Annotated in this window: 19 protein-coding genes and 1 riboswitch; of the genes, 15 read left to right on the top strand and 4 right to left on the bottom strand. The window is 66.8% G+C overall.

The window, feature by feature from the left end:
• Positions 1–79 precede the first annotated feature (79 nt).
• Together acs and M9799_RS02095 are read left to right on the top strand one after the other, a co-directional pair.
• Positions 80–2,074, top strand: coding sequence for an acetate--CoA ligase (gene acs, locus M9799_RS02100; protein WP_231044412.1), 1,995 nt, complete (start codon positions 80–82; stop codon positions 2,072–2,074).
• Between the two features lie 327 nt (positions 2,075–2,401).
• Entirely contained in the window at positions 2,402–2,896 is a 495-nt protein-coding gene (locus M9799_RS02095) for a LapA family protein (protein WP_231044413.1), read from the top strand.
• 69 nt (positions 2,897–2,965) lie between these two features.
• Here M9799_RS02095 and M9799_RS02090 read toward each other — a convergent pair whose 3' ends face one another.
• Complete coding sequence (locus M9799_RS02090; protein WP_231044414.1) at positions 2,966–3,271, bottom strand: c-type cytochrome; 306 nt, start codon at positions 3,269–3,271, stop codon at positions 2,966–2,968.
• A gap of 97 nt (positions 3,272–3,368) precedes the next feature.
• Here M9799_RS02090 and M9799_RS02085 point away from each other — a divergent pair, with 97 nt between their 5' ends.
• From M9799_RS02085 to M9799_RS02055, 7 genes are all read left to right on the top strand, one after another.
• The gene (locus M9799_RS02085; protein ID WP_231044415.1) at positions 3,369–3,605 is read left to right on the top strand and encodes a TIGR04438 family Trp-rich protein; all 237 of its coding nucleotides are present in this window, start codon (positions 3,369–3,371) and stop codon (positions 3,603–3,605) included.
• Between the two features lie 101 nt (positions 3,606–3,706).
• On the top strand, positions 3,707–5,563 hold the full coding sequence (gene ilvD, locus M9799_RS02080; protein ID WP_231044416.1) for a dihydroxy-acid dehydratase: 1,857 nt from the start codon (positions 3,707–3,709) through the stop codon (positions 5,561–5,563).
• Between the two features lie 269 nt (positions 5,564–5,832).
• On the top strand, positions 5,833–6,663 hold the full coding sequence (gene lgt, locus M9799_RS02075) for a prolipoprotein diacylglyceryl transferase (RefSeq protein WP_231044417.1): 831 nt from the start codon (positions 5,833–5,835) through the stop codon (positions 6,661–6,663).
• Positions 6,664–6,771: 108 nt separating this feature from the next.
• A complete protein-coding gene (locus M9799_RS02070; RefSeq protein ID WP_231044418.1) occupies positions 6,772–8,217 on the top strand; it encodes a malonyl-CoA decarboxylase in 1,446 nt (481 codons plus the stop codon).
• A 42-nt stretch (positions 8,218–8,259) separates the two neighbouring features.
• A complete protein-coding gene (locus M9799_RS02065) occupies positions 8,260–9,261 on the top strand; it encodes a Bug family tripartite tricarboxylate transporter substrate binding protein (RefSeq protein ID WP_231044419.1) in 1,002 nt (333 codons plus the stop codon).
• A gap of 240 nt (positions 9,262–9,501) precedes the next feature.
• Positions 9,502–10,320 (top strand): enoyl-CoA hydratase/isomerase family protein, encoded by an 819-nt coding sequence (locus tag M9799_RS02060; RefSeq protein ID WP_231044420.1) that lies wholly within the window; start codon positions 9,502–9,504, stop codon positions 10,318–10,320.
• Between the two features lie 23 nt (positions 10,321–10,343).
• Entirely contained in the window at positions 10,344–11,888 is a 1,545-nt protein-coding gene (locus tag M9799_RS02055; RefSeq protein WP_231044421.1) for a malonate--CoA ligase, read from the top strand.
• A gap of 9 nt (positions 11,889–11,897) precedes the next feature.
• On the opposite strand, the gene M9799_RS02050 is transcribed toward M9799_RS02055, so the two are convergent.
• Complete coding sequence (locus M9799_RS02050) at positions 11,898–12,341, bottom strand: universal stress protein (RefSeq protein WP_231044422.1); 444 nt, start codon at positions 12,339–12,341, stop codon at positions 11,898–11,900.
• Positions 12,342–12,745: 404 nt separating this feature from the next.
• Between M9799_RS02050 and M9799_RS02045 the strand changes: the two genes are divergently transcribed.
• The 4 genes from M9799_RS02045 to M9799_RS02030 all read left to right on the top strand — a co-directional run bounded on the left by M9799_RS02045 (position 12,746) and on the right by M9799_RS02030 (position 17,691).
• A complete protein-coding gene (locus M9799_RS02045; protein WP_231044423.1) occupies positions 12,746–13,936 on the top strand; it encodes a cyclic di-GMP phosphodiesterase in 1,191 nt (396 codons plus the stop codon).
• Positions 13,933–16,422, top strand: coding sequence for a sensor domain-containing protein (locus tag M9799_RS02040; protein WP_231044424.1), 2,490 nt, complete (start codon positions 13,933–13,935; stop codon positions 16,420–16,422). Before M9799_RS02045 ends, M9799_RS02040 begins: the two co-directional genes overlap by 4 nt.
• 347 nt (positions 16,423–16,769) lie before the next feature.
• A complete protein-coding gene (locus tag M9799_RS02035) occupies positions 16,770–16,988 on the top strand; it encodes a CsbD family protein (protein WP_231044425.1) in 219 nt (72 codons plus the stop codon).
• A 94-nt stretch (positions 16,989–17,082) separates the two neighbouring features.
• Entirely contained in the window at positions 17,083–17,691 is a 609-nt protein-coding gene (locus tag M9799_RS02030) for a hypothetical protein (RefSeq protein ID WP_231044426.1), read from the top strand.
• A 446-nt stretch (positions 17,692–18,137) separates the two neighbouring features.
• Here M9799_RS02030 and M9799_RS02025 read toward each other — a convergent pair whose 3' ends face one another.
• Together M9799_RS02025 and M9799_RS02020 are read right to left on the bottom strand one after the other, a co-directional pair.
• Positions 18,138–18,512, bottom strand: a complete 375-nt coding sequence (locus M9799_RS02025) for a cell division protein ZapA (protein WP_231044427.1) — start codon at positions 18,510–18,512, stop codon at positions 18,138–18,140.
• Positions 18,509–18,724, bottom strand: coding sequence for a DUF904 domain-containing protein (locus tag M9799_RS02020; RefSeq protein ID WP_231044428.1), 216 nt, complete (start codon positions 18,722–18,724; stop codon positions 18,509–18,511). The genes M9799_RS02025 and M9799_RS02020 overlap by 4 nt, the downstream gene beginning before the upstream one ends.
• Positions 18,725–18,903: 179 nt before the next feature.
• Positions 18,904–19,141: riboswitch (cobalamin riboswitch) on the top strand.
• Positions 19,142–19,274: 133 nt separating this feature from the next.
• Between M9799_RS02020 and M9799_RS02015 the strand changes: the two genes are divergently transcribed.
• Together M9799_RS02015 and M9799_RS02010 are read left to right on the top strand one after the other, a co-directional pair.
• Positions 19,275–20,675, top strand: a complete 1,401-nt coding sequence (locus M9799_RS02015; RefSeq protein ID WP_231044429.1) for a cobyrinic acid a,c-diamide synthase CobB — start codon at positions 19,275–19,277, stop codon at positions 20,673–20,675.
• 2 nt (positions 20,676–20,677) lie between these two features.
• The gene (locus tag M9799_RS02010; RefSeq protein WP_231044489.1) at positions 20,678–21,238 is read left to right on the top strand and encodes a bifunctional adenosylcobinamide kinase/adenosylcobinamide-phosphate guanylyltransferase; all 561 of its coding nucleotides are present in this window, start codon (positions 20,678–20,680) and stop codon (positions 21,236–21,238) included.
• Positions 21,239–21,285 lie beyond the last annotated feature (47 nt).

Below are 21,285 nucleotides of genomic sequence, written 5' to 3'. Positions count from 1 at the left end.
CCAAGTCAGTGACCTGTAAGACGGGCAGGCGACAGTCGCGGCACAATGGTCCGAGTTAGCCAAGGAGACACAACACACCATGAGCGCCTCGTCATCCGCGATTGAATCCGTGCTGGTTGAAAACCGCGTCTTTCCCCCGCCGCCGGCCTTTGCGCAGGCGGCGCGCATTTCCGGCATGCCCGCCTACCAGGCGCTGTGCGCCGAGGCCGAGGCCGACTACGAGGGCTTCTGGGCGCGGCTGGCGCGCGAGCACCTCGACTGGAACAAGCCGTTCAGCCAGACGCTGGACCGCTCCAACGCCCCGTTCTTCCAGTGGTTCGCCGATGGCGAACTCAACGCCAGCGCCAATTGCCTGGACCGCCACATGGGCACGCCCGTCGAGCACAAGACGGCGATCGTCTTCGAGGCCGATGACGGCACGGTGACCCGCCTGAGCTACCGCGAGCTGCTCGAGCGCGTGGGCCGCTTCGCCAACGCGCTCAAGGCCCAGGGCGTGCAAAAGGGCGACCGCGTGCTGATCTACATGCCGATGACCGTCGAGGGCGTGGTGGCGATGCAGGCCTGCGCGCGCATCGGCGCCACGCACAGCGTGGTGTTCGGCGGCTTCTCGGCCAAGGCGGTGCAGGAGCGCATCATCGATGCCGGCGCGGTGGTCGTTATCACCGCCAACTACCAGCTGCGCGGCGGCAAGGAGCTGCCGCTCAAGGCCATCGTCGACGACGCGCTGGCCTCGGGCGAATGCCCGAGCGTGCGCCGGGTGCTGGTCTACGAACGCACCGCCACGGCCTGCGCGATGACGCCGGGGCGCGACATCAGCTTCGACGAGGCGCTGGCCGGCCAGAGCACGGAATGCGCGCCGGTCGCGGTGGGCGCCGAGCACCCGTTGTTCATCCTCTACACCAGCGGCTCGACCGGCAAGCCCAAGGGCGTGCAGCACAGCACCGGCGGCTACCTGCTGTGGGCCAAGCTGAGCATGGAGTGGACCTTCGACCTGCGCGCCGACGACATCTTCTGGTGCACGGCAGACATCGGCTGGATCACGGGCCACACCTATGTCGCCTACGGCCCGCTGGCCGCGGGCGCGACGCAGATCGTGTACGAGGGCGTGCCCACCTACCCGGACGCGGGCCGCTTCTGGCAGATGATCGAGCGCCACCGCTGCACGATCTTCTACACCGCGCCCACGGCCATCCGTTCGCTGATCAAGGCCGCCGAGGCCGACGCCGCGGTGCACCCCGGACGCAGCGACCTGTCGAGCCTGCGCCTGCTGGGCAGCGTCGGCGAGCCGATCAACCCCGAAGCCTGGATGTGGTATCACCGCCATGTGGGCGGCGAGCGCTGCCCCATCGTCGACACCTTCTGGCAGACCGAGACCGGCGGCCATGTGATCACGCCGCTGCCCGGCGCGACGCCGCTGGTGCCGGGCTCGTGCACGCTGCCGCTGCCGGGCATCACCGCCGCCATCGTCGACGAGATGGGCAACGACATCGCCGACGGCACGGGCGGCATCCTGGTCATCAAGAAGCCCTGGCCCAGCATGATCCGCAACATCTGGAACGACCCCGAACGCTTCAAGAAAAGCTACTTCCCCGAGGAGCTCAAGGGCTACTACCTGGCCGGCGACGGCGCGGTGCGCAGCAGCGACCGCAGCTACTTCCGCATCACCGGACGCATCGACGACGTGCTCAACGTCTCGGGCCACCGCATGGGCACGATGGAGATCGAATCGGCGCTGGTGGCCAAGACCGACCTGGTGGCCGAGGCCGCCGTCGTGGGCCGCCCCGACGACGTGACGGGCGAGGCGATCTGCGCCTTCGTGGTGCTCAAGCGCGGCCGGCCCACGGGCGAGGAGGCAAAGCAGCTGGCCAAGGAGCTGCGCGACTGGGTGGCCAGGGAGATCGGCCCCATCGCCAAGCCCAAGGAAATACGCTTCGGCGACAACCTGCCCAAGACCCGCAGCGGCAAGATCATGCGCCGCCTGCTGCGCGCGCTGGCCAAGGGCGAGGCCATCACGCAGGACACCAGCACGCTGGAGAACCCGGCGATTCTCGAGCAGTTGGCCGAAAAAAATTGACACCCCCTGAGCCGCTCACGCCCTAGGCGGGCCCCGGCTTCCCCCTCTCATCCTTCGGTGGAGGGGGCGGCCCGCGCAGGGACGGCACCTTCGCTGCGGGGGGCCGCCTAGGTGCGGCCCTTGCTCGGCGCCCCCCTGCTGGATCGCGCCACTTTCATGGGTTGGGGTTTTTGCAAGGGTGTGAGGCTCGATATGCGGTGCAACGGTGATATGTAGGACGGCGCCACTCTTGCTGGAAAGGGCCACTCGGCAGGGCTTTGCATGGGTTACAAATGCAGGGCAGGCGGCCCACCCCGGGCCGCGCACCGACCGAGGAGAAGAACAGGCATGCATTTCCGAACCATCATCCTGGCCCTGATCGTGCTGGCCATCGCCGCGCTGGCGGCGCTCAACTGGCCGACGCTGGCCGCCTATTCCGCCGTCAACCTGGGCGTGACCACAGTGCAGGCGCCGCTGGGCGTGATCATGCTGGGCCTCACGGTGCTGCTGGCCATTTTCTTCATTGCCTATGTGCTGTCGCTGCAGACTTCGGTACTGCTCGAAACGCGCCGCCACAACAAGGAAATGCAGGCCCAGCGCGAGCTGGCCGACAAGGCCGAGGCCTCGCGCTTCACCGAGCTGCGCGCCGTGCTCGAAGCCCAGCATCTGCAGGGCCAGAACGCGGTGCTCGAACGCCTCGACACCATCGATGCCCGCGCCCAGGCGCGCGCCAAGGAGCTGGAGAACAGCAATGCCGCGTATATCGGCCAGCTCGAGCAGCAACTGCGCGACCGTCGCCCGGACGACCGCCTGTTCGTGCCTCCTTCGCGCGAATTCCCCTGAGCGCCAACGCGCTCGCGCCCATGAAAAAGCCGCCTCGAGGGCGGCTTTTCTGCGCGGAGACAGGCGCGATCACTTCTGCTGCATCACCCAGGCAGCGAGCTTCTTGGCATCGGCATCGTTCACCTGCGCGTTGGCGGGCATGGGCACGGGGCCCCAGACGCCGCCGCCGCCCTTGACGATCTTGGCGGCCAGCTTGTCGGTCGCATCCTTTTGATTGGCATACTTGGCCGCGACATCCTTGAAGGAGGGGCCCACGAGCTTCTTGTCGACGGCGTGGCAGGCCATGCAGTTCTTGGACTTGGCCAAGGCCAGGTCGGCCATGGCCGGGGCTGCCGCGCCGAGAGCCAGGGCCAGGGTGATCAGGGTGCGCTTCATCGTAAACTTTCCAGGGTGTCTTTGTTCTGCAGGAAATTGTAGTGGTGCATGCGCTTGGATGCGCCGCTGCGGACTTAGTTCCCGCAAGGAGTTGTGTATGTGGATGTTGCTGATTGCGCTGGTGCTGACCTTGTTGAGATTCCTGGAGGTCGGGCCGCTGGCCGCGGTGTCGTGGTGGTGGCTGCTGGTGCCCTACGGGATCACGGTGGCATGGTGGAGTTTCTCGGACGCGACGGGCCTGACCAAGCGCCGCGCCGCCGAGCGCGACGAGGCGCGCCGGCAAAGCCGCATCGAGCGGCAGAAGCAGGTGCTGAGTCCGCGCAAGCGGCGCTGAGCGCGCGCGCTCGCGCCTACCCCGCGGCGGGCGGCGGCAGGGCAGGTGCGACATAATTGGCGTCGTCCCACGTGCTTTCCCGCAACCATTTCAAGATCACCATGCCCGCATACCGTTCCAAGACTTCCACTGCCGGCCGCAACATGGCTGGTGCGCGCTCCCTGTGGCGTGCCACCGGCATGAAGGACGAAGATTTCAGCAAGCCGATCATCGCCATCGCCAATTCCTTCACCCAGTTCGTGCCCGGCCACGTGCATCTGAAGGACCTGGGCCAGCTGGTCGCGCGCGAGATCGAGGCCGCGGGCGGCGTGGCCAAGGAATTCAACACCATTGCCGTCGATGACGGCATCGCCATGGGCCACGACGGCATGCTGTATTCGCTGCCCAGCCGCGACATCATTGCGGACTCCGTGGAGTACATGGTGAACGCCCACTGCGCCGATGCGCTGGTGTGCATTTCCAACTGCGACAAGATCACGCCCGGCATGCTGATGGCCGCGATGCGCCTGAACATCCCGGTGATCTTCGTTTCGGGCGGGCCGATGGAGGCCGGCAAGGTGCGCCTGGCGAATCCGACGACGCACAAGATCGAGTTCAAGAAGCTGGACCTGGTGGACGCCATGGTGATGGCCGCCGACGACCAGTACACCGACGAGCAGGTGGCCGAAGTCGAACGCTCGGCCTGCCCGACCTGCGGCTCCTGCTCGGGCATGTTCACCGCCAATTCCATGAACTGCCTGACCGAGGCGCTGGGCCTGTCCCTGCCGGGCAACGGCACCGTGCTGGCCACGCATTCCGACCGCGAGCAGCTGTTCCTGCGCGCCGGCCGCACCATCGTCGAGCTGGCCAAGCGCTACTACGAAGGCAACGACGAGCGCGCGCTGCCGCGCTCGGTGGGCAAGAAGGCCTTCGAGAACGCGATCACGCTGGACATCGCGATGGGCGGCTCGACCAACACCATCCTGCACCTGCTGGCCATTGCCCAGGAAGCCGAGATCGACTTCGGCATGGCCGACATCGACCGCATGTCGCGCACCGTGCCGCAGCTGTGCAAGGTCGCGCCCAACACCAACAAGTACCACATCGAGGACGTGCACCGCGCCGGCGGCATCATGGCGATCCTGGGCGAGCTCGACCGCGCCGGCCGCCTGCACACCGACGTGCCCACGGTCTACGGCGCCTCGCTCAAGGACGCGCTGGACGAATGGGACATCGCGCGCGCGCCCAGCGAGGCGGTGCAGACCTTCTACAAGGCGGGCCCCGCCGGCATCCCCACGCAGGTGGCATTCAGCCAGAGCACGCGCTGGCCCAGCCTGGACCTCGACCGCGCCGAGGGCTGCATCCGCTCCTACGACCATGCGTTTTCCAAGGAAGGCGGCCTGGCCGTGCTGACGGGCAACATCGCGCTGGACGGTTGCGTGGTGAAGACCGCGGGCGTCGACGATTCGCTGCTGGTGTTCGAAGGCCGCGCCCATGTGACCGAATCGCAGGACGAAGCGGTGGAGAACATCCTGGCCGACAAGGTTGTGGCCGGTGATATCGTCATCGTGCGCTACGAGGGCCCGAAGGGCGGCCCGGGCATGCAGGAAATGCTCTACCCGACCAGCTACATCAAGTCCAAGGGCCTGGGCAAGGCCTGCGCGCTGCTGACCGACGGGCGCTTCTCGGGCGGCACCTCGGGCCTGTCGATCGGCCACTGCTCGCCCGAAGCGGCGGCTGGCGGCGCCATCGGCCTGGTGCAGGATGGCGACCGCATCCTGATCGATATCCCGAACCGCGCGATCAACGTGCTGGTCAGCGACGAGGAGCTCGCGCGCCGCCGCGAGGCGCAGAACGCCAAGGGCTGGAAACCCGCCAAGCCCCGCCCGCGCAAGGTGTCGGCCGCGCTCAAGGCGTATGCCAAGCTGGTGATGTCGGCGGACAAGGGGGCGGTGCGGGATCTGTCGTTACTGGACTGAGCTCGCAAACCGGAACCGTTCTCCCTGGGCTTTCCAAAGCGCTTGTTGACGCGTGGGCCGACAAGCCGTTCGTCCTGAGCCTGTCGAAGGATGAACGGCCCGCGTTCCAGGCATGAGGACAGGCCGTCCATGGTTCGACAGGCTCGCCACGGTTAGGGAGCAGGCTCACCATGAACGGTGAAAGGTAGGCCCACCACGAACGGCTCAGGCAGTGCCCCGTTCACGCAACTTTCACAGCCCCCGCCCGCGCCTACGGCACAATCAGTGCCATGCTCATCTACCCCCAAATCGACCCCGTCGCGCTGCAGCTCGGCCCCATTGCCGTGCACTGGTACGGCCTTACCTATCTGGCCGCCTTCGGCCTGTTCCTGTGGCTGGGCACCCGGCGCCTGCGGCATCCGCCGTTCTCGCGGCTCACGGGCGAGCAGGCCTGGTCGCGCAAGGACGTGGAGGACATCCTGTTCCTGGGCGTGGTCGGCGTGGTGATCGGCGGGCGCCTGGGCTACTGCCTGTTCTACAAGCCCGGCTACTACCTGTCGCATCCGCTGGAGATCTTCGCGGTCTGGCAGGGCGGCATGTCTTTCCACGGCGGCTTGCTGGGCGTGCTGGGCGCGATGACCTGGTTTGCGCGTTCGCGCCGCCGCCCCTGGCTGCAGGTGGCCGACTTCGTCGCGCCCTGCGTGCCCACCGGCCTGGCGGCAGGGCGCATCGGCAATTTCATCAATGGCGAACTCTGGGGGCGCTTTGCCAGCCCGGACCTGCCCTGGGGCATGGTGTTCGCGCACAGCGGCTCGATGCAGCCGCGCCATCCCTCGCAGATCTACCAGTTCCTGCTCGAAGGCCTGCTGCTGTTCGCGCTGCTGTGGCTATATGCGCGCAAGGAGCACCGCCAAGGCCAGGTGGCGGCGGCGTTCCTGGTTGGCTACGGCCTGCTGCGCTTCATCGCCGAATATTTCCGCGAACCCGATGACTACCTGGGCCTGCTGTCGATGGGCCTGAGCATGGGCCAATGGCTGTGCCTGCCGATGATGGCGGCTGGCGTGCTGCTGTGGCTGTGGGCGCAGCGCCAGCCGCAGCCCCAACCGCAACGTCCTGCCTGAAGCGTCGCCCAGGCGACAGCCGGCAGCCCGGGGCAGGGCAACCCATAATGGCGTGAGGGCCATGAGGATGCGATCCTCTGCCTCATCTGTCACCCGAGGACCTGCTGCATGAACCTGGCATCTGGATGGATTGCGCGTGGCGTGTCCAGGCTGCGCACCCCGCGACTGGCACCCGCGCCAGCCGCGCAGGCGCCCCCCGCGCCGCGTTCGACGCACGAGCGCCTCAAGGCCTCGCTGCGCCGTGGCACCGAGGCGCTGGCGCCGCGCGTGCTGCGCCGGCTGATGGACGATCTGCTGGCGGCCTCCGCGGAGCAGGCCAGCGAAGTCGAAGGCGGGCGCCGCGCCAAGGATGTCATCGACTGGTATGCCGCGGCCTCGCCCGAGGCGCGCCAGGATCTGTGGCTGCTGATCTGCGAGCAGTTCGGCCCCGATGCCGAGCGCCTGCAGCGCGCGCGCCAGCACTTCGACCAGGCCGAGTCCGCACTCGAGCGCAGCCAGGCCGAGATCGCGCTGCGCCGTGCGCTGGCTTCGGCGCGCACGCGGCTGCTGCAGCGCTTTGCCGTGCCGGCGGGGGGCATGCGCTTCCTGCTCGATCTGCGCGCCGAACTGCTGGCGCTGCCGCGCGCCGACCAGCGTTTCGCGGCGCTCGATGCCGAGCTCGAGCATCTGTTTTCCACCTGGTTCGACGTGGCCTTCCTGGAGCTCAAGCGTCTGAGCTGGGACTCTCCGGCATCGCTGCTCGAGAAGCTGATCCAGTACGAGGCGGTGCACGACATCCGCAGCTGGGCCGATCTGAAGAACCGGCTGGACAGCGACCGCCGCTGCTATGGCTTCTTCCACCCGCGCCTGCCGGGCGAGCCGCTGATCTTCGTCGAGGTGGCATTGGTCGACGACCTGTCCGACAGCATCACGCCGCTGCTCGACGAGAGCGCGGCCACGGCCGACATCAGCCGCGCCACCACCGCCATCTTCTATTCCATCAGCAACACCCAGGCGGGACTGCGCGGCGTGAGCTTTGGCGACTCGCTGATCAAGCATGTCGCGCAGACGCTCAGCGCCGAGTTCCCGCGCCTGCGCACCTTCGCCACGCTGTCGCCGATACCCGGCTTCCGCAGCTGGCTGGCCAAGCACGGCACCCCGCTGCTGGCGCGCATGGGCGACAAGCCGCGCAGCGAATTGGCGCGGGCACTTGGCGTGGAGCCCCAGGCGCAGCTCGATGCCGCGCTGCTGCTGCAAGCCGCCGAGAAGGCCGCGCAGCTGCCCGAGCAGTCGCCGGTGCGCCGCGCGCTGCTGTGGTGCGCGGCGCACTACCTGGGCAAGGAAAGCCACAACGGACGCCCGCTCGACCCCGTGGCGCGCTTCCACCTGGGCAACGGCGCGCGCGTCGAGCGCCTGAACTGGGGCGGCGATCCGTCGGCCAAGGGCGAGAAGCAGTCCTTCGGGCTGATGGTGAACTACCTCTACGACCTCAAGAAGATCGACAAGCACCGCGGCCTGCTGGCGCAGGGCCGGCTACCGGTATCACGCGACATAGAGATGCTGATGAAGGGCTGAAGTCGCAGCGCGCCGAACAACAACCACCAGGGGACACAAGCGATGGCGGATATCTCTTTGCAACGCCGCGATGCACTGCGCGCGGCCGCCGCGGCCATGGTCGCAGTGACGGGCCACAGCTGGGCGCAGAACCCAGGCTCGCCGGCATGGCCGACCAAGCCGGTGAATCTCGTCGTGCCCTTTCCCGCGGGCGGCGGCACCGATGCCTTTGCGCGCCCGCTGGCGGCGCAGTTCGCCAGGAGCACCGGCAAGACGCTGGTCATCGACAACCGCGGCGGCGCCGGCGGCACCGTGGGCGCGAGCTTCGCCGCCAAGGCGCCCGCCGATGGCTACAACTATTTCATGGGCGGCACGCACCATGTGATTGCGCCCTCGGTCTACGCGCGCCTGGACTATGACCTCGAGCGCGATTTCATCCCGCTGGCGCTGCTCGCCAGCGTGCCGCAGGTGGTCGTCGTCAACCCGCGCACCGTCACCGCCAAGACCATCCAGGAGTTGATTGCCGAGCTGCGGCGCAAGCCCGGCAGCTTCAACTATGCCTCGGCCGGCGCGGGCACCTCGCACCATCTCGCGGGCGAGCTGTTCAAGCTGCAGAGCAACACCTTCGTCACGCACATTCCCTACCGCGGCGCGGGCCCGGCGCTGCAGGACCTGATCGCCGGCAATGTCGACATGATGTTCGACGGCCTGGGATCCTCCGCCGCGCATATCAAGGGCGGGCGCATCAAGGCGCTGATGGTGTCGGGCACGAAGCGCAACCCTTCTCTGCCCGATGTGCCATGCGCTGCCGAAGTCGGCCTGCCCGACTACACCGTGACCACCTGGTACGGCATGTGGGCGCCCAAGGGCACGCCGGCCGAGCAGCAAGGCCAGATGATCGAGGAACTGCGCCGCCTGGGCCAGAACCCCGAACTCAAGGCCATCTGGGCGCAAAATGGCGCGGAGTACGGCGCGCTGACCAAGGAGCAGTTCGCGGCCATGGTCACGGGTGAAATCAAGCGCTGGGCCCAGGTGGTGAAGGCTTCGGGGGCGAAGGTGGAGTAGGAGCTGCCCGAGAGACGTATAGAACCGTTCGTCCTGGGCCTGCCTGGTCGGCCCCGTCGAAGGATCGAAAGACGTCCAATTGAAAGAGACCTCCATGGTTCGACAGGCTCACCACGAACGGTTTGGCCCGTTGGTTCGACAGGCTCACCACGAACGCTTTGAGCCGTTCGTCCTGAGCCTGTCGAAGGATGAACGTCCTTCCCTACAGTAAAGAGAACGTATGCCAAGTTCCTCCAATAGATGACCGGTGAAATAAAAATCCTCCCCCCCGATCCCTTCGGCATCGTCCGCGTGCAGCTGCACCACCCCGGCAAGCGCAACGCCATGTCCGTGCAAATGTGGCATCAGCTGCGCGCAGCCTTCGCGTCTTTCCAGGGTGACCAGCAATTGCGCTGCATATTGATCGAAGGCAGCGCCGAATCCGGCGAGGCCGCCTTCTGCGCCGGCGGCGATATCTCCGAATATCCGGCCTTCCGCTTCGACCCTGCGGCACTGCGCGATTTCCACGAGAACGCGGTATGGGGCGGCCTGTCGGCCATGCTGGACTGCGAGGTGCCGATCGTTGCAGCCATTGCCGGCGCCTGCATGGGCGCGGGCGTGGAGATCGCGGCCTGCGCCGATCTGCGTCTGGCCGCGCAATCCGCGCGCTTCGGGGCGCCCATCGCCCGCCTGGGTTTTCCCATGGCGCCGCGCGAAGCGGCGCTGGTGGCCACCGCGGCAGGTGCGCTCACGGCACGGCAGATGCTGCTGGAAGCCGCCACCTTCAGCGCCGCCGAGATGGCGCAGCGCGGCTTCGTCGGCACCGTGGTCGAAGATGCCGAGCTGCCATTCGCCGCGCACTCCAGCGCCCGGCGCATCGCGGCGCTGGCGCCGCAAGCCGCGCGGCGCAACAAGCAGATCCTGCGCGCGCTGCTGGCCGCGCCCCTGGCCGCGGCGCAGCAGCTCGCCGGGCAGGGCCGGCACGGCCTGCCCGGCGAAGATATCTATGCCTATGCCGATGGGGCCGAGCACCGCGAGGGCATTGCCGCCTTCCTGGCCAAGCGCGCCCCGGTCTTTTGAAACTTCAGCAAACTTGGATTCCCATGCCTTCCGACGACAATCTGTTCACCGCCTTGCGTGCCGCGTTTCCCGCGGACCTCGATGCCACGGCCATCGAAGCCATCGCTGCCGATGGCCAAAGCCGCCACTACAGCTGGCGCGATCTCGAGCAGGCCAGCGCGCGCATCGCCAATCTGCTCGATTCGCTGCAGCTGCCGCCGCGCAGCCGCATCGCGGTGCAGGTCGAGAAGTCGGTCGAGGCACTGCTGCTGTACCTCGCGACGCTGCGCGCCGGCCATGTGTTCCTGCCGCTCAACACCGCCTACCAGAGCGCAGAGATCGAGTATTTCATCGCCAATGCCGAGCCTGCGGTGGTGGTCTGCGCGCCAGCCAACTTCGGCTGGGTCTCGAAGATCGCCTTCAAGGCCGGAACGCACGCGGTGTTCACGCTGGGCGAGGACACCAGCGGCAGCCTGCTCGAGCGCGCCGCGCACCACAGCGATGCGCACGCGCCCGCGGCCAGCACGGCCGATGACCTCGCCGCCATCCTCTACACCAGCGGCACCACGGGCCGCAGCAAGGGCGCGATGCTCTCGCACGGCAACCTGCTGAGCAACGCGCAGGTGCTCAAGGACTACTGGGGCTGGCGCCCGGGCGACGTGCTGATCCACGCGCTGCCGATCTTCCACGTGCATGGGCTGTTCGTCGCCATCCATGGCGCGCTGCTCAACGGCAGCAAGATGATCTGGTTCGCGAAGTTCGATCCCGCGGCGGTGATCGCGCGCATGCGCGACGCCACCGTGTTCATGGGCGTGCCCACGCTCTATGTGCGCATGCTGGCCGACGCGCGCCTGACGCGCGAAGCCACGCAGCACATGCGGCTGTTCATCTCGGGTTCGGCGCCGATGCTGCCCGAAACCCACCAGGCCTGGCAGCAGCGCACCGGCCACACCATTCTCGAGCGCTACGGCATGAGCGAGACCATCATGCTGACTTCCAACCCCTGCGCCGCCGAGGCGGGCGAGCGCCGTCCCGGCACCGTGGGCTTCGCGCTGCCGGGCGTGCAGGTACGCGTGCTCACCGATGCGGGGCAGGCCGCAGCCGTCGATGAGATCGGCAATATCCAGGTGCGCGGGCCCAATGTCTTCAGCGGCTACTGGCGCATGCCCGAGAAGACCGCCGAGGAATTCACCGCCGATGGCTGGTTCAAGACCGGCGACGTGGGCCGCTTCGATGCGCTGGGCTATCTGAGCATCGTCGGGCGCAGCAAGGACCTGATCATCTCCGGTGGCTACAACGTCTATCCCGCCGAAGTCGAGAGCTTCATCAACGAAATGGCCGGCGTGGCCGAAAGCGCGCTGGTCGGTGTGCCGCATCCGGACTTCGGCGAGGTCGGGGTGGCGGTGGTGGTGCCCAAGTCCGGCGCCGAAGTGCAGCCCCAGGCGCTGCTCGATGCGCTCAAGGGGCAGTTGGCGAACTTCAAGATTCCCAAGCGCTGCTTCGTCGTGCCGGAGCTGCCGCGCAACACCATGGGCAAGGTGCAGAAGAATCTGCTGCGCGCGCAGTACCAGGAGCTGTTCGGCGCCTGATCGCTGCGTTCAGCGCAGGACCAGCACGGGAACCGTCGAATGCGTCAGTACATGCTGGGTCTCGCTGCCCAGCAGCAGGCGCTTGAGGCCCTTGCGGCCGTGCGAGGCCATGACGATCAGGTCGCAGGCGTGCTCCTTGGCCACGTCGATCAGCGTCTCGGCTACCAGGTCGGATTTCATCACGCTGGTCGTCACCACCACGCCGCGGGCCTCGCCCGTGGCCTGGATGTCGTTGAGCGACTGTTGCGCGCTGTGCACCCACTGGTCCTCGATGCGCTTCACGTCCTCGAGGCTGGTGTAGTCGCCGCCCTCAAGGAAACTGCGCGTATACAGCGGCACCACCTTGACGACGACGACGCTGGCCTTGCACAGCGCCGCCAGCGAGAGCCCGCTTTCCACCGCCTGTTCGGACAGCGGCGAGCCATCGGTGGCAATGAGAATGCGTTGGTACATAGGGCCTCCTTGAAAGAAACGTGGCTGGATCGCAGACAAAGCTTATCTGCGTTTGGGCGATTGATGAACAGCAGGGCGCACGGAAAACACTTCGATGGGTGGAGATATAGGCCGCCCATGCGCACCCTTTGCGCCCCTCCGACGCGCGCAAGGACCCGCGGCGTGCCAGGCGCCGCCGGCTTGATGCATTGGTTGCGTCGAAACGCGTCGAGGCGCGGCTTTTTTGTTGCATCATTTGCATCCGTATTGGCAAAACATCGGCACCGGTAACCAGATGCACGTTGGCGCTAAAGAAGTGGTCATAATTGCCGAAACAATTGGACAGTTGTGCAACCTTTTGTACGGTATCGCTTTCAAGTGTGAATTCTTCTGTCCTGATCAATCCGCAAGCTTTGCGGCTAGGCATGTACATCCAGCTGGAAGTCGGCTGGATGCGCCATCCCTTTCCCGTCAACAGCTTCCGTATTGTTTCCGATAGCCAGCTCCGGACCCTGCAGGCGCTGGGGCTCGAGGCCATCCGTTATTTTCCCGATCGAAGCGATATCGTGCCTGCCGAGGACACGGCGCCTGCCGCTGCAGCGCAGGACGCGCAGCGCGCCGAGGCCGCATCCGCAGGCGAGGCTCCCGCGGCTGCCGATCCCGCACCGGCTGCGCAGCCTGCGCTGTGGCAGCGCTGCAATGAGCGCTTTCGCGGCGCCGCGCGCGATTACCTGCGGGTCTTCGCCAGCGCCGGCACGGAGCCGGCACAGGCGCTGGAGCTGTGCGACAGCATGGTCCAGAGCTATCTGCACGACGTGCTGCCCGCGGGCGACCTGGTGATCCGCCTGCTGTCCGAAGGCTCCGGCAACCGCCAGGCCGAACATCCGATCAATGTCACGGCGCTGTGCCTGCTGCTGGGCCGGGCCCTGGGCATGGAGCCGGCGCAGCTGCACGAACTGGGCACGGCGGCCTTGCTGCATGACATCGGCAAGGACAGCACTCCCGGCACCGCGCCGCTCACGCGCGAACAATACGAGCGCCACGTCGGGGATTCGGTGGCGCTGGCGCTGGGCATGGGTGTGTCCAGCGATGTGCTCACGGCCATTGCCCAGCACCACGAATTTGCCGACGGCAGCGGTTTTCCGCTGCACCTGATCGACGAGGACCTGAGCACGACCGGCAAGGTGCTGTGCCTGGTCAATGCCTACGATCGGCTTTGCAATCCGGAATTCGCGCGGGGCGGGCTGACGCCGCACGAGGCGCTGTCGCAGCTCTATGCCCAGTTCCGCGAACGCTTCGATCCGGCGATGCTGCGGGTATTCATCCGCATGATGGGCGTGTACCCGCCAGGCTCGGTGGTGCAGCTTGCGGACGGGCGCTACGCGATGGTGGTTTCGGTCAACAGTTCGCGCCCGCTCAAGCCCGAGCTGCTGGTGTACGACGCCAGCGTGCCGCTGGCGCAGGCAAAGCCGCTGAATCTGGAGCAATGCCCGGACATCAGCATCCGGCGCAGCCTGCGCCTGGACCAATTGCCGCGCGAGGCGCTGAGCTATCTCTCGCCGCGCCAGCACATCTGCTATTTCTTCGAACGTGCGGTGGAGCCTTGCCAGCCATGAACCAGCCATTGCAAGCCCTCTGGCACCAGACGCTCGATGCGCTGCTCGAGGCGGTGTGGCTGATCGATGAGGACACGCTGTGCATCCGCTTTGCCAACCGTGCAGCGCAGCGGCTGACGGCCTATGACCGCGAGGACATGCAGGGCATGCCGGTGCAGGCGCTGGCCGCCACGCCGCAGGACCTGTGCCTCTGGGAAGACGCCAGCCAGTGGCGCAATGGCTCGCAGACGCTGACGCAGGTGCAGTGCCGCGACGGCACGCTGCGTCCGGTGGAGCAGCGCGTCGAACGCATCGACTGCCCCCTGGGTGGCGAGAACGGCTGGATCATGCTGAGCATGCTGGACCGCAGCGAGCAGGCGCACACCGAGCAGGAACTCGAGGGCCTGCTGTCGGACCTGCGCGCCACGCTCGACTCCACGGCCGACGGCATGCTGGTGTGCAGCCAGGATGGCGGCATCCGCGCATTCAACCATCGCCTGGCCGCCATCTGGGGGCTGCCGCAGCACATGCTGGTCCAGCGCAACGATGCCGGCATTCTCGAGTACATGGCCGCCAAGGTGCGTGACCGCCAGGCCTACCTGCTGCGGCTCGAGCAGCTTCAGCGCCAGCCGCTGCTCGAGAGCACCGACGTGCTGGAGCTCGAGAGCGGGCACATCATCGAGCGGCGCTCCGTGCCCCAGCTCAAGCGCGGCGCGCCCATCGGCCGCATCCACAGCTTTCGCGACATCACGCACGAGGTGGAGGTGCAGGCCGGCCTGAAACTGGCGGCGCGGGTGTTCGACTGCAGCCTGGATGCCATCTTCATTGCCGATGCCGCGCACCGGCTGGTGCGCGCCAATCCCGCCTGCCTGCGGCTGATGGGCGAGGGCGACTGGGCGGGGCGCGATGTGCGGGAGCTGTTCGGCAGCAGCGCTCCGGCCGACTGGTATGCGGCCGCAGCGCAGGAATGGCGCGGCGGCGGCTTCTGGCAGGGCAACCTGTGGCTCGAGCAGGGCGGGCAGCAGCGCTGCGCCGTACGGCTGTCGTGGGTGGCGCTGCGCGATGCGCAGGACATGGTCTTCCAGACCATTGGCTTCATGCGCGACCTGACGCAGCAGCGCCAGGCGCAGCAGCGCATCGAGGAGCTGGCCTTCAGCGACGCCCTCACGGGCCTGCCCAACCGCCTGTGCCTGTCCGCCCATGTGGAGCGGGCGCTGGCGCGCGCGGCGGACGGCCATGAGGTGTTCGCGATCCTGTTCATCGACCTCGACCGTTTCAAGATCATCAACGATTCGCTGGGCCACCAGTTTGGCGACCGCGTGCTGAAGCTGGTGGCCGAGCGGCTGCAGGGCTGCCTGCGCGCGGCCGACATGCTCTGCCGACTGGGCGGCGACGAATTCGTGCTCTACCTCGAGGGCTGCGACGAAACCCTGGCGGCCAGCGTGGCGCAGCGCATCCTGCGCGAGATGCTGCGTCCCTTCCTGCTGGATGGGCTGGGTTTCTCGGTGCAGTGCAGCATCGGCGTGTCCCAGTACCCCCACCACGGCCATACGCTCGACGAGCTCATCATGCAGGCCGATACCGCGATGTACCGGGTCAAGGAGCGCGGCCGCGGGCATTACAGCTTCTACCAGCCGCAGATGAACTCCGGCCTGCTGTCGCGCATGAAGCTCGAGCATGCGATGCGCCAGGCGCTGGAGCACGGCCGCATGGCGGTCTATTTCCAGCCGCAGGTGCATATAGGCAGCAACCGCATCGTCGGGGCCGAGGCCCTGCTGCGCTGGAACGATCCCGAATTCGGCATGGTCTCGCCCGGCGTGTTCATCCCCATGGCGGAGGAGTCGGGCTACATCGTGACGCTGGGCGCCTGGGTGCTCGAGCAATCGATTTGCGAAGCCGTGCGCTGGAGCGTTGGGGGGCGGCCGCTGAAGGTGTCGGTCAATGTCTCGGCGCTGGAGTTCCGCCAGCCCGACTTCGTCGAGCGGCTGCAGCAGCTGCTGTCGCGCCACGGCCTGCAGGCGCACCTGCTGGAGCTGGAGCTGACGGAAAGCATCCTGCTGCAGGATGCCCACGAGATGGCGGCACGCGTGCGCTCCATCGCCGAGCTGGGCGTGGGGCTGGTGATCGATGATTTCGGCACCGGTTATTCCAGCCTGGGCTATCTCAAGAAACTGCCGATCGCCAAGATCAAGATCGACCAGTCCTTCGTGCGCGGCCTGCCGCAGGACCCGGGCGACCGGGCCATCGTCAGCGCGATCATCAGCATGGGCAAGGCGCTGGGCACGGAGGTCGTCGCCGAGGGCGTGGAGACCAGCGCGCAGCGCGATTGTCTGCAGTCGCTGCAATGCCAGTTCTTCCAGGGATTCCTGTGTTCGCCCGGTTTGCCGGCCGAGGCTTTCGACGCCCGCATGCGTGAAATGGGTGTGCTGCAGGAAGACGACTGGCACTGCGGCGTGGTGGCCGACTCCGCCCTGCGCCTGCAAAGCGGCAGCCCGGAACGCCAGTAGCGTCCAGCCGCCGCAGGGCCTTTGCCACGCGGCGCCGCATTCGCCTGGCGCGGCCTGATGCAGCGCCGCGGGCGGCTGTCCCTGAGCAGAGCACTGCCGGAGCGACAGGGCCATCCAACGGGATTCTATTATCCTGATTTATCGGTTTCTGCTATTTGATAATCAAAAACAATTGATTTATATGCTTTGTTGCGAGTGTAGGTGAAAGCCGACTGGCATAAAACTTCATATCCCACATCTGCCAATTGCACTGCGGAATACATTGAATGCACATCTCGCTTTCGGGTGAATGTGTTTTCAATTCAGCGGGCTGTGCTTCAGAACCGCGTAGATAAAAAGGATTTTGTATGAACGAAGATCGAGTTTCAGGAAACTGGAAACAATTCAAGGGCAAGATCCGCGAGCAATGGGGCAAGCTTACCGATGACGACCTTGATGTCGTTGCCGGCAAGCGCGACCAATTCATCGGCAGGATCCAGGAGCGCCAGGGAGTGGCCAAGGAAGAGGCCGAGACCCAGCTGCGCGACTGGCAACAGCGCAATCCCGATTTCCGTTTCGACGAATAACGGTCTTTTTCGACATATTCCGTGCCAGGCATCAAGGGTGCATTCAAAGCTTGAATGCATATTCCCTGCCTGTCATGATCACAAGGAGATAATCATGAACTTCAAACAAAAACTCACCGCCATCGCTGCCGTTGCCTGCATGTCTTCGGTATTCGCCGCCACGCCTGCCGAGCACAAGGCCGCCAAAGACCAGATCAGCGCCGACTACAAGGCTGCCAAGGCCCAGTGCGACACCCTGTCCGGCAATGCCAAGGATGTCTGCGAGAAGGAGGCCAAGGGCCGTGAAAAGGTGGCCGAGGCCGAACTCGAGTACCGCGCCGATGCCAGCGAGCGCAACCGCCACAATATCGCCAAGGCCAAGGCCGATGCCGAATACGATGTGGCCAAGGAAAAGTGCGATGACCTGAAGGGCAATGCCAAGGACGTCTGCGAAAAGGACGCCAAGGCGGCGCACGTCAAGGCCACGGAAGCTGCCAAGATGAACACTTCCGGCAACGTGGGCCCCATGGGCAACGCCGGCACTGCGGCCATGCCGGCTGCAACCCAGCGCGGCACTACCACGGCTCCCGAAGCGCGCCGCGACGCCAGCCAGGAAAAAGTGCGCGAAGCCGAATACAAGGCCGCCCGCGAGCGTTGCGATGCACTGAGCGGTGACGTCAAGGACAAGTGCGTGGCCGACGCCAAGCGCATTCACGGCCAATAAATCCCGAGCTGATGCGCAGCGGGGCCTGAATCCGCTGCTTCAAGCCGCAGTCGCGCAGGGCGCGATTGCGGCTTTCTTGCGTATGCACCCCGCTGCGCTTGCTGCGGCGCGGCAGGGGGGTGATGGCTGCGGATGCCTGCCGGGACCGCGAAAAGCCCACGTGCATGGAGCGGCAAGCCAATGAAAACGGGCCGTGCAATGCACGGCCCGTCAGGGAAATTGGGTGTCTGCAAATTCCACCAGACCGGCATCCTGAACCGGGGTTCAGGTGGGCAAGGGCAGCTTGACGTTGGGTTCATCTGACGCGAGACGATCACGCTCACCAAGCGATGTACCAAGCCCGGGCTCAATGAGCATTGGTTCAAGGAAATATAAAGCCCAGCAGATTTGCAGACGACTTCATTGTAATGTGGATGCGCCAAGCTCGCCGCCGCAGGCGCAAATTTTTACAGCAGTTGCGGATCGTCTTCAAGCGCCTGGTCAAGGCGCTCGAGCAGAGCCACGATGCGCTGCGCGTCTTCCTGCTGCTGGATCATGGCCGCCTGCACCAAGGCGTCTTCGGCAGCAGTCGTCTCGACCGCCACCGGCTCGGCGACAACGGGAGCAGGAGCTGGCATGCGCTCTGCCGTGACGATGTCGAAAGCCATGTTGAGCGCGGTCAATACCGCCACGCGTTCACGCGAACGCACCTTGCCGGCGTCGCGAATGCGGGCCATAGTGTCGTTGACACGGGCCACGGCCTCGAGCAGGCGTTCCTCGTGTCCCTCGGGGCAGGTCAGGAGATAGTTCTGATGCAGGATCTGCACGTCAAGCTGCTTCATGTGCCGGCCTTTTCATTGCTGGGCAGGCGCTCGATCAGGGCATCGACACGGGCACGCGCGGCGCTCAGCCGCGAGCGCAGCGAATCGCGTTCCTGGGTCAGGGCCGCGACCTGTTCGGCCAGCAGGGCATTGGTGCGCTGAAGCTCCTCGTGGCGCAACAGAAGTCGCTCCACGCGGTCGGATATGAGGTCGAGGGGGGACGGGGCAGACATAGGAGGTCCAATTGTAGAACTTGCCGGCTGGAGATAGGCGTAAAAAAGCGTTCCTCCGGCCTGCGGGCGTGTGGAATATGCTTTGTCCTACAGCCTCGGAAGCATGCAAGTGCTCGCCAACTTGGGTCCTGCGTGGCTGGCATGAATCGGCAGCCAGGGCCGCACCGACGCCACTCGCGGCTACAATGGCCGGCGTTGGTGCTCATGCGTCCGCCTCCAGGATGCATAGTTCAACGGGAAGCAGGGAGGATGCGGCGCGCGGGCGCCGCTTTCGTGCCTGCGCTGCCCCCGCAACGGTCAGCGGATGAGCGTTTGCCCGCTCGGCTCTTCTTCACCGGCCACTGGCATCGCGCTGGGAAGGCCTGCAAGAGCTTCGCTCCGCCCAGCCCGGATACCGGCCAACGAAGTGCATCCGCCATGCCTGCATCGCGGATTGCTGGAACCCATTGCCGACGGGGAGGTCGGCGCCGGGTGGCTTCACGTTGATACTCATGCTTCACCCTGTTCACGGCGTCGTGCGCCGCCGCGCCCTGGCTGTCGCCAGCCTGCCATGGAGCAGCGCACCATGACGCCCGCGCGCTGCCCCGCATTGCTGATCACCGCGCCTGCCTCGGGCCAAGGCAAGACCACGCTGACGGCGGCGCTCGCGCGCCTGCATGCGCGCCAGGGGCGGCGCGTGCAGGTCTTCAAATGCGGGCCCGACTATCTCGACCCGCACTGGCACCAGCTGGCCAGCGGCGCCCCGGTGCATTCGCTGGACCTGTGGATGACAGGCGAGGCCGATGCGCGCGCGCGGCTGCACGCGGCGGCGCTGTCTGCCGATCTGATCCTCATCGAGGGCGTGATGGGGCTCTATGACGGCAGCCCCAGTGCCGCGGATCTCGCGCGCCGCTTCGGCATCCCGGTGCTGGCGGTGATCGATGCCGGCGGCATGGCCGCCACGCTGGGCGCCGTGGCCTACGGGCTGCAGCATTTCCAGCCGGGCCTGCGCTGGGCCGGCGTGCTGGCCAACCGCGTGGCCAGCGCGCGCCATGCGCAGCTGCTGCAGGCCGGGGTGCATGCCGACAGCCATTGGCTGGGCGCGGTGCAGCGCATTGCCGCCGATGCGGGCACGGCGCTGCTGCCCCAGCGCCACCTGGGCCTGGTGGCAGCGCAGGAACTCGCGGACGGCATGCAGCGGCTCGACTCCGCTGCCGATGCGCTCGAGGCCACGGCGCTGGGCCAGCGCAGCTGGCAGGACTGGCAGCAATGGACGGTGGAATTTGCGCCGCCGGCACCGGCAGCCGAGGCAGGCCAGCCCGAAGCGCTGGGCCCCTGGCTCGACGGCCGGGTGGTGGCCGTGGCGCGCGATGCGGCCTTCAGCTTCGTCTATCCCGCCAATCTGGAATGCCTGCGGGCCATGGGTGCGCAGCTGCGCTTTTTCTCGCCGCTGGCTGGCGAGAGGCTGCCGGCGTGCGATGCGCTGTGGCTGCCCGGAGGCTACCCCGAACTGCATGCCGCGCAGCTTGCGGCGCAGGGCGCGGTGCAGGCCGACATCCGTGCGCACTGGGAAGCGGGCAGGGCGATCTGGGCCGAGTGCGGCGGCATGCTGGCGCTGTGCGAAGGCATTGCCGGGAGCGACGGCCAGTGGACGCCGCTGTGGGGGCTGATGCCGGGCCGGGCGCAGATGCAAAAGCGCCTGGCAGGGTTGGGCATGCAGCAGCTGTCCACGCCCTGGGGGCTGCTGCGCGGCCACAGCTTCCACTATGCGCGGCTCGAGAGTGGCGCGCAGGTGCTGGGCCGCAGCCGCCGACCCGATGCGGATGCGGGCGCCGAAAGCGGGGAATGGCTCTATCGCCACGGCAGCCTGCATGCGAGCTTCTTCCACGCCTGGTTCGCCTCGCACCCGCGCGCGGTGGCGGCGCTGCTGGGCGCGCGCCAGGCGCTGGACGATCACAGGGAGGACACATGAGCATGGCGCGCAGCGAATTGATCCTGGGCGGGCAAAAGAGCGGCAAGTCGCGCCGCGCCGAGGCATTGGCCCAGGCCTGGCTGCTGGAGTCGCCCGCCCACAGCGCCTGCCTGCTGGCCACGGGCCTGGCATGGGACGAGGAGATGCGCGCGCGCATCGAACGCCACCAGCATGACCGTGCCGAGCGCGTGCCGGGAATGCGCACGCTGGAAGTGCCGCTGGACCTGGCGGGCGCGGTGCGCGCGCACAGCCAGCCGGGCTGCCTGCTGGTCATCGACTGCCTGACCATGTGGCTCACCAACTGGATGATGCCCATGCCGGGCCAGCCGCCGCGGAGTCAGGATTGGGCGGCGCAGCGCGCGGGTTTCCTGGCCGCGCTGGCCGAGGCGCCGGGCCCGGTGGTGCTGGTGGGCAACGAGATCGGCCTGGGCGTGATTCCGCTGGGCCGCGAGGTGCGCGCGTTTGTCGATGCGCTGGGCATGCTCAACCAGCAGGTGGCCGCTGTCTGCAGCCATGCCACTTTGATGTGCGCGGGCTTGCCCCTGGTCCTCAAGAGCCCTTGACTGATGACCGCTGAAACCAGCTTACATGAAGTGGAAAAGCAAGGCTT

It is taken from the genome of Comamonas endophytica (assembly GCF_023634805.2).
GTDB lineage: Bacteria > Pseudomonadota > Gammaproteobacteria > Burkholderiales > Burkholderiaceae_C > Comamonas > Comamonas endophytica.
The sequence above is the reverse complement of the archived record's forward strand: the minus strand, read 5'-3'. Positions and strand labels throughout refer to the sequence as shown.